The 6,362-nt window shown below is 54.4% G+C and carries 5 protein-coding genes; all 5 read left to right on the top strand.

The window, feature by feature from the left end:
* Positions 1–219: 219 nt before the first annotated feature.
* The 5 genes from BS640_RS10990 (at position 220) to BS640_RS10970 (ending at position 6,362) form a co-directional block, all read left to right on the top strand.
* Positions 220–2,034, top strand: a complete 1,815-nt coding sequence (locus tag BS640_RS10990) for a tannase/feruloyl esterase family alpha/beta hydrolase (RefSeq protein WP_084912567.1) — start codon at positions 220–222, stop codon at positions 2,032–2,034.
* A gap of 139 nt (positions 2,035–2,173) precedes the next feature.
* Complete coding sequence (locus tag BS640_RS10985; RefSeq protein ID WP_084912566.1) at positions 2,174–3,277, top strand: ABC transporter ATP-binding protein; 1,104 nt, start codon at positions 2,174–2,176, stop codon at positions 3,275–3,277.
* A 43-nt stretch (positions 3,278–3,320) separates the two neighbouring features.
* Positions 3,321–4,601 carry an ABC transporter substrate-binding protein gene (locus BS640_RS10980; protein WP_084912565.1) on the top strand — a complete coding sequence of 427 codons (1,281 nt, stop codon included), beginning with the start codon at positions 3,321–3,323 and terminating at the stop codon, positions 4,599–4,601.
* A 10-nt stretch (positions 4,602–4,611) separates the two neighbouring features.
* On the top strand, positions 4,612–5,523 hold the full coding sequence (locus BS640_RS10975) for a carbohydrate ABC transporter permease (protein ID WP_017490820.1): 912 nt from the start codon (positions 4,612–4,614) through the stop codon (positions 5,521–5,523).
* Positions 5,520–6,362: a carbohydrate ABC transporter permease gene (locus tag BS640_RS10970; RefSeq protein WP_241528205.1), complete on the top strand. Its 843-nt coding sequence runs from the start codon at positions 5,520–5,522 to the stop codon at positions 6,360–6,362. Before BS640_RS10975 ends, BS640_RS10970 begins: the two co-directional genes overlap by 4 nt.

Genomic DNA, 6,362 nt, shown 5'->3' with positions numbered 1-6,362 from the left:
GTGTAAAGAAATCGAAAATTTTGGATTATTAAATATTAAGGAGTAAAGATAAAGATTATTTTTAATGAATCTCGAGATTTATCCATGAGTTATCAATACACATTTTGTATCATACCCGACTAAAAAAATTACCTGTTGCCTATAAAGGTCTACTATTAATTTGTTTCAAAGCTCTTAGTATTGATTTCTAATTAGTTGGCCCAAAAAGGAAGGGGTTTAATGATTTCAAAAAGCTTTACTCGACTCTGGCAAGGTGTCGCGGTATTTTCATTGTTTACCTTGGTCACAATGACCGAGGCTGCACAACAAAACGTGCCTGCCTCTGGCCCCTCTAAACATGTAACAAATCAACCTGCTGCCGCTGTAACAAGTCTGACGCCTGCCGGACTTATTTTGCCTGCGGTAAAATCGGTCATCGACTGTTCGGCACTGACTAAAACCGACCTTACTGCCCTCGGTGGAGAGGGAAGCCACATTATCTCGGCGAAAGAAACGCAGACCAATGGCAGCACATTTTGCCAGGTTGACGGTGTGTTAAGCCCGGCTGTTGGCTTTAGGGTCATGCTGCCAACCACCCGTTGGATACAGCGTTATATGCAGATTGGCTGCGGTGGCCTTTGCGGGAGCATCCGAACTGAGGTTGGAGCTGCGGCAGGCTGTACGCCGCTTAATGCAAACGGCTTTGTGATAGGTGCCACCGATATGGGCCACGGCATGGATGACGACGCCTTTGGCAATTCTGCGCAAAAGCGCGTCGACTTTGCCTATCGCGCCCAGCATCTCACCGCACTGGTCTCCAAACAGCTGATCGCCGCCTATTATGGTCGCGGTCCAAGTTATTCATATTTTAACGGCTGCTCTGACGGCGGACGCGAAGCGCTGATGGAAGCGCAGCGCTATCCTGACGATTTCAACGGTATTATCGCCGGTGCACCGGCCATGAACCTTCAGGTGCAAAACGCGATATTCAACGCCTGGCTGGTGCTGGCCAACACCGGTGCCGAGGGCAAACCTGTCATTCTGTCCTCGCGTTTGCCGCTCATCCACAACGCGGTGCTGGCACAGTGTGACGCCGAAGACGGGCAGGTTGATGGTCTGATCTCCGACCCGCAGAGCTGTCATTTCGACCCTCAGGTGCTGAGTTGCAAAGCGGGAAGCAAGGACACGCAGAACTGTCTCTCCGAGGCTGAAATTACCGCATTGCGTAAAATATACGAAGGGCCGAAAGACCCGCAAAGCGGTCAGAAACTGATTGTCGGTGGCCCAATGCCGGGATCAGAACTGGCGTGGGGCGCCTCCTTTATACCCGCCACGGCCGATGCGCCTAACTTCAGTAAGACGATAGCGCTGAACACCCTGCAATATCTGGCTTATGTGAAGAATCCGTCGAAAACCCTCACGCTCAACGACGTGCAGTTCAATAAAGTCGGCTTGTCCGAGCTGGCGAAACTGCATCCACTGTATGACGCGACCAACCCAGACCTGAAAGCGTTCTACGAGGCGAGCGGCAAGCTGATTCTCTGGCACGGCTGGGCGGACGGCCATATTTCACCGGCCAACACGCTGGCTTATCATCAGGCGTTGGCGGACACGATGGGTGGCGCAACCCGCGATAAGTTTGAGCGACTGTATTTGTTCCCCGGCATGCACCACTGTTCGGGTGGGGAAGGGCCAAGCCAGATGGACCTCATTAGCCCGATGATGAACTGGGTGGAGCAGGGCATCGCCCCCGACGTCATTATCAGCTATCAGGCGGCGCAGAAGGCAACCACCCGCTTCGGCCAGCCGGGTGGCGCGCCGGGCAAAGGTGCACCGCAGGCTGTGCCGCCAAGAAGCCAAGGGATCACGCTTGAAACGCTGGCTCAGGGGGCGGCTTCGCGCCCGGTGTATCCTTATCCGTTTTATGCGGTCTACAGCGGCAAAGGCGACGTTAATTCGGCGGCAAGCTACAAACGTAAACGCCTGAAAACGGTGCCGACCCAGTATCCCTGGTTGGGTCAGGACTTCTTTAAACCCTATCAGTTTATTGAATAAGTAAACTCCCCATTGTCAGTCTCCCGCGCCTGTTGGCAGGAGACTGACGTTTTCGCCTAAGCGTCATTTCCCCGTCATAAAAAGGTCATCTCGACTCGCTAGCTTATGCCAATCACTCATTGCAGAGATGCAGAGCCTCATGAGCTATTTGTCACTTCACAACATCAGCAAGGTTTGGGGCAGCAAGACTGCACTCAATGACGTCAGTTTTGAGGTTAAAGAGGGGGAGTTCGTTGCCTTGCTCGGGCCTTCCGGCTGCGGAAAGTCCACCATGCTACGCACCATTGCCGGACTGGAGTTTGCCGACAAGGGTGCTATTCACCTCCAGCAGCAAGACGTGACGCGGCTAACGCCGTCGCAGCGCAAACTGTCGATGGTCTTCCAGTCCTATGCGCTGTTTCCTCACCTCAACGTGCGCGAAAACCTGCTTTTTGGCCTTAAGGCGCGTGGAGAGGACAAACGTCAGTTTGCTTCACGTCTGGAGGAAGTTGCGAGGCTGATGGAGCTGGATACGCTGCTTGACCGACTGCCGTCTCAGCTTTCGGGTGGGCAGCAGCAGCGCGTGGCGCTGGGGCGTGCGGTCATCGCCAATAACAAGCTGTGTCTGATGGACGAACCGCTGTCTAATCTTGATGCCAAGCTGCGCCAGAGCATGCGCCGCGAGATACGTGCGCTGCAGAAGAAATTGGGCCTGACCCTTATCTACGTTACCCACGATCAGACCGAGGCCATGAGCATGGCCGACAAGATTATCCTGCTCAACGACGGCAGCATCGAGCAGCAGGACACGCCTGACAACCTATATAACAATCCCGCCACCGTTTTCGTTGCCCAATTTATTGGCGCACCGCCGATGAACATTCTGCCGCTGACTCGCAAACAGGCGCAGCACCAGTTGGGCGACCTGCGCGTGCCCGTTGTAGAGGATTATGCGCTTTCTGCGCTGAGCCTCGGGCTGCGTGCGGAGGATATTCAGCTCTGTGCGCCAGACAGTACCGAACTGAAAGGCAAAGTGCTGAGCTACGAATATATGGGGTCCGACACGCTGGTGGTGTGCAAGATTGCGCAGTGCCAGGCCACGCTAACGGTAAAAATTCCGGGGATGTGCCCTCTCAACGAAGGGAGCATTGTCGGGCTACATTGGCTGACATCGGCACAATATTTCTTCTCTACCGCCAACGGCAAACGCTGTTATCCCGTCGAAGAAAACGTGCTGGCGATGGAAGAAAAACTCGCTGTTTAAGGGCTTATTTTTGATTTTACTTTTACTTACTGAAGGGAAAACCATGCCTGTTTCAATGCGCTTATCACGTTTGGCTGCCGCGGTTCTGCTGCTTTCTACGACCTCTGCCTTCGCGGCCGATACCGTTAAACTGCAAATGTATTATCCGATAGCCGTCGGCGGGAAAATCAGCCATACCGTTGACGGCCTGGTTGCCGATTTCGAGAAAACTCATCCTGAGGTCAGCATTCAGCCGGTTTACACCGGTGACTATGCGACCACGGTGACTAAGGCACTGACCGCGTTTCGTGGAGGCAATGCGCCGCAGATGGCGGTAATCGGCGATATTGAAGCCTATTCATTGATTGACGCCGGTGCCATTGTGCCGGTGAGCGACCTGGCGAATGGCGCAGCGGGTAAGGCATGGATTGACGGATTCTACCCGGCCTTTATTCGTCACATTGACGGCAAGGTGTGGAGCATTCCGTTCCAGCGTTCAACGGTGGTGCTGTACTGGAATAAACAGGCTTTTGAGAAGGCGGGGCTTAACGCCGACGCCGCGCCTAAAAATTGGCAGGAAGTGGCCGATTTCGGCAAGAAACTGACCGTGCGTGACGGCAACGACGTCAAACAATGGGGCATTGAAATTCCTTCAACACCAAACGGTTACTGGAACTTCCAGGGTATCGCGGCGACTAATGGTGCACGTCTGGACAACGGCAAAGGCACGGCGGTCACCTTTAATACCCCTGCCACCGTTGAAGCGCTGCACTGGTTGACCGATCTGGAGCAGAAAGATGGCGTATCGCCGAAGGGGGCCATTGCCTGGGGCACCACACCGCAGGACTTTATCGACGGCAAGACGGCAATGATGGTCACGACGACCGGCAACCTGACGACGGTGCATGACAACGCTAAATTCCCGTTCGGCGTCGCCATGCTGCCTGAGAAAACCCAGCGCGGCAGCCCGACCGGCGGCGGCAATTTGTATATCTTCAAAAATGGCACTCCAGCGCAGCAAAAAGCCGCACTGGAATTTATTCAGTGGGTCTCTGCGCCTGAACAGGCCGCTCGCTGGAGCATCGCGACCGGCTATGTGGCGACGTCTCCGGCCGCCTGGGAGACTGACATCATGAAAAATTACGTGCAGAAAGTGCCTCAGGCGTTAGTCGCACGCGAGCAACTCAAATACTCGCAGCCGGAACTCTCAACCTATAACAGCGTGCAGATTCAGGAGTTGCTCAACCACGCCATCGAGGCGTCGGTCACGCAGACTAAATCACCTGAAGAAGCCCTCGCCTCGGCACAGAAGCAGGCCGACCGTTTGCTAAAGTCTTATCAATAAGGGCACTGAGATGAGCACGCTGCATACCGTTGCCCCGATAGCCCGCAACAAAGGGTTGTCTCTCCCGCTCTATGGCTATCTGCTGATACTTCCTGCGCTGGGGTTGTTGCTGCTTTTTACCCACTATCCGGCGCTGGCAACGGTTTGGGAAAGCGTGTTTAGCGCGGCTCGCGGCGGTCATCCGGCCCACTTTGTCGGGCTGGATAACTACCGCGCGCTGCTGGACGACGACACCTTCATGTTATCGCTGCGCAATAATCTGCTTTACGCGGTCATTACCATTCCGCTGGCCGTCGGGCTGGCACTGATGATGGCGCTGGCGGTGAATCGCCGCCTGAGAGGCAATGCCTTGGTCCGCGCCGCCTTTTTCATTCCCTCGTTGCTACCGATGGTGGCTATTGCCAATCTTTGGCTGTTTTTTTATACCCCGCAGCTGGGGCTGCTTAACCAGCTGTTGTCATTTTTCTCGCTGCCAGCGGTCAACTGGCTTGGCGAACCGGGCACCGCGCTCTATAGCCTGATGGTGGTCTCGGTTTGGCGTGAGGCGGGATTTTTCATGATTTTTTATCTGGCAGCATTACAGCAGATTGACCCGCGACTGGCTGAAGCCGCGGAGATAGAAGGGGCTTCACGCGCCTATTTCTTCCGTCGTATTCAGTGGCCACTGCTGATGCCGACCACGTTGTTCATCCTGATTAACGCCTCGATGAATGCCTTTCGCATCGTCGACCAGGTGATTGCCATGACCAACGGCGGCCCGGACAACAGCACCAGCCTGCTGCTATTTTATATCTATCGCACGGCGTTTAGTTTCTGGGACCTGCCGTCAGCGTCGGCAATGACGGTGGTTTTACTGGTTATTTTGGGCGCTATCGCCCTAATTAAGTTCAACCTGCTGGACAAGAGGGCGCATTATCAATGAGTTTAACGATGACGGTATCTCCGGCGCGTCCCTTTTCCTACGTTCGCCTGTGTCTTAATCTGGCAATTTGTTGTGCGGCGCTGCTGTGGTTTTTACCTATTCTACTGTCGCTGTGGGTGGCTATCCACCCAGCCTCGGAGCAGGGCAGTTTTTCGCTGTTGGCGCCTTTGACCATGCAGAACTTTGTGCACGCCTGGCAGGCCGCACCTTTCGGTCGCTATTTCCTTAATACCACGCTGCTGGTGCTGATGATTGTAGTGTGTCAACTGATTCTGGCGACAATGGCGGCCTATGCGTTGGTGCGTTTTCGCCTCAAGGGCGCGGGGATTATATTTTCGCTCATTTTGCTGCAGTTGATGATAAGTCCCGACGTGCTGATTCTCAATAACTACCAGACTATCGGCGCGCTGGGCCTGCGCGACAGCCTGTTAGGCATCGCACTGCCTTACTTTGCTTCGGCGTTTGCAATTTTCCTGCTACGTCAGACGTTTAAAAGTATTCCGTTGGTGCTCGAAGAGGCGGCGATCGTCGAAGGTGCCAGCCGGTTTTATATCCTGCGGCGGATTTATATTCCGCTCGCCAAACCGATATACATTGCTTTCGCGCTGGTTTCGATAAGTTTTCACTGGAACGATTTTCTGTGGCCGCTGGTCATTACCGATTCGGTTAAGGTTCGCCCTCTGACCGTCGGGCTTCAGCTGTTTTCTGCCCCTGAACAGGGCGTGCAGTGGGCCTTGATAGGTGCCGCCACCATCATGACATCCTTGCCGCTGTTGCTGCTGTTTCTGGTATTCCAACGTCAGTTCGTGCAGTCATTCATGCGCGCCGGCATTCGCTAA

It is taken from the genome of Rouxiella badensis (assembly GCF_002093665.1).
In the GTDB taxonomy this organism is placed as follows: domain Bacteria; phylum Pseudomonadota; class Gammaproteobacteria; order Enterobacterales; family Enterobacteriaceae; genus Rouxiella; species Rouxiella badensis.
The sequence above is the reverse complement of the archived record's forward strand: the minus strand, read 5'-3'. Positions and strand labels throughout refer to the sequence as shown.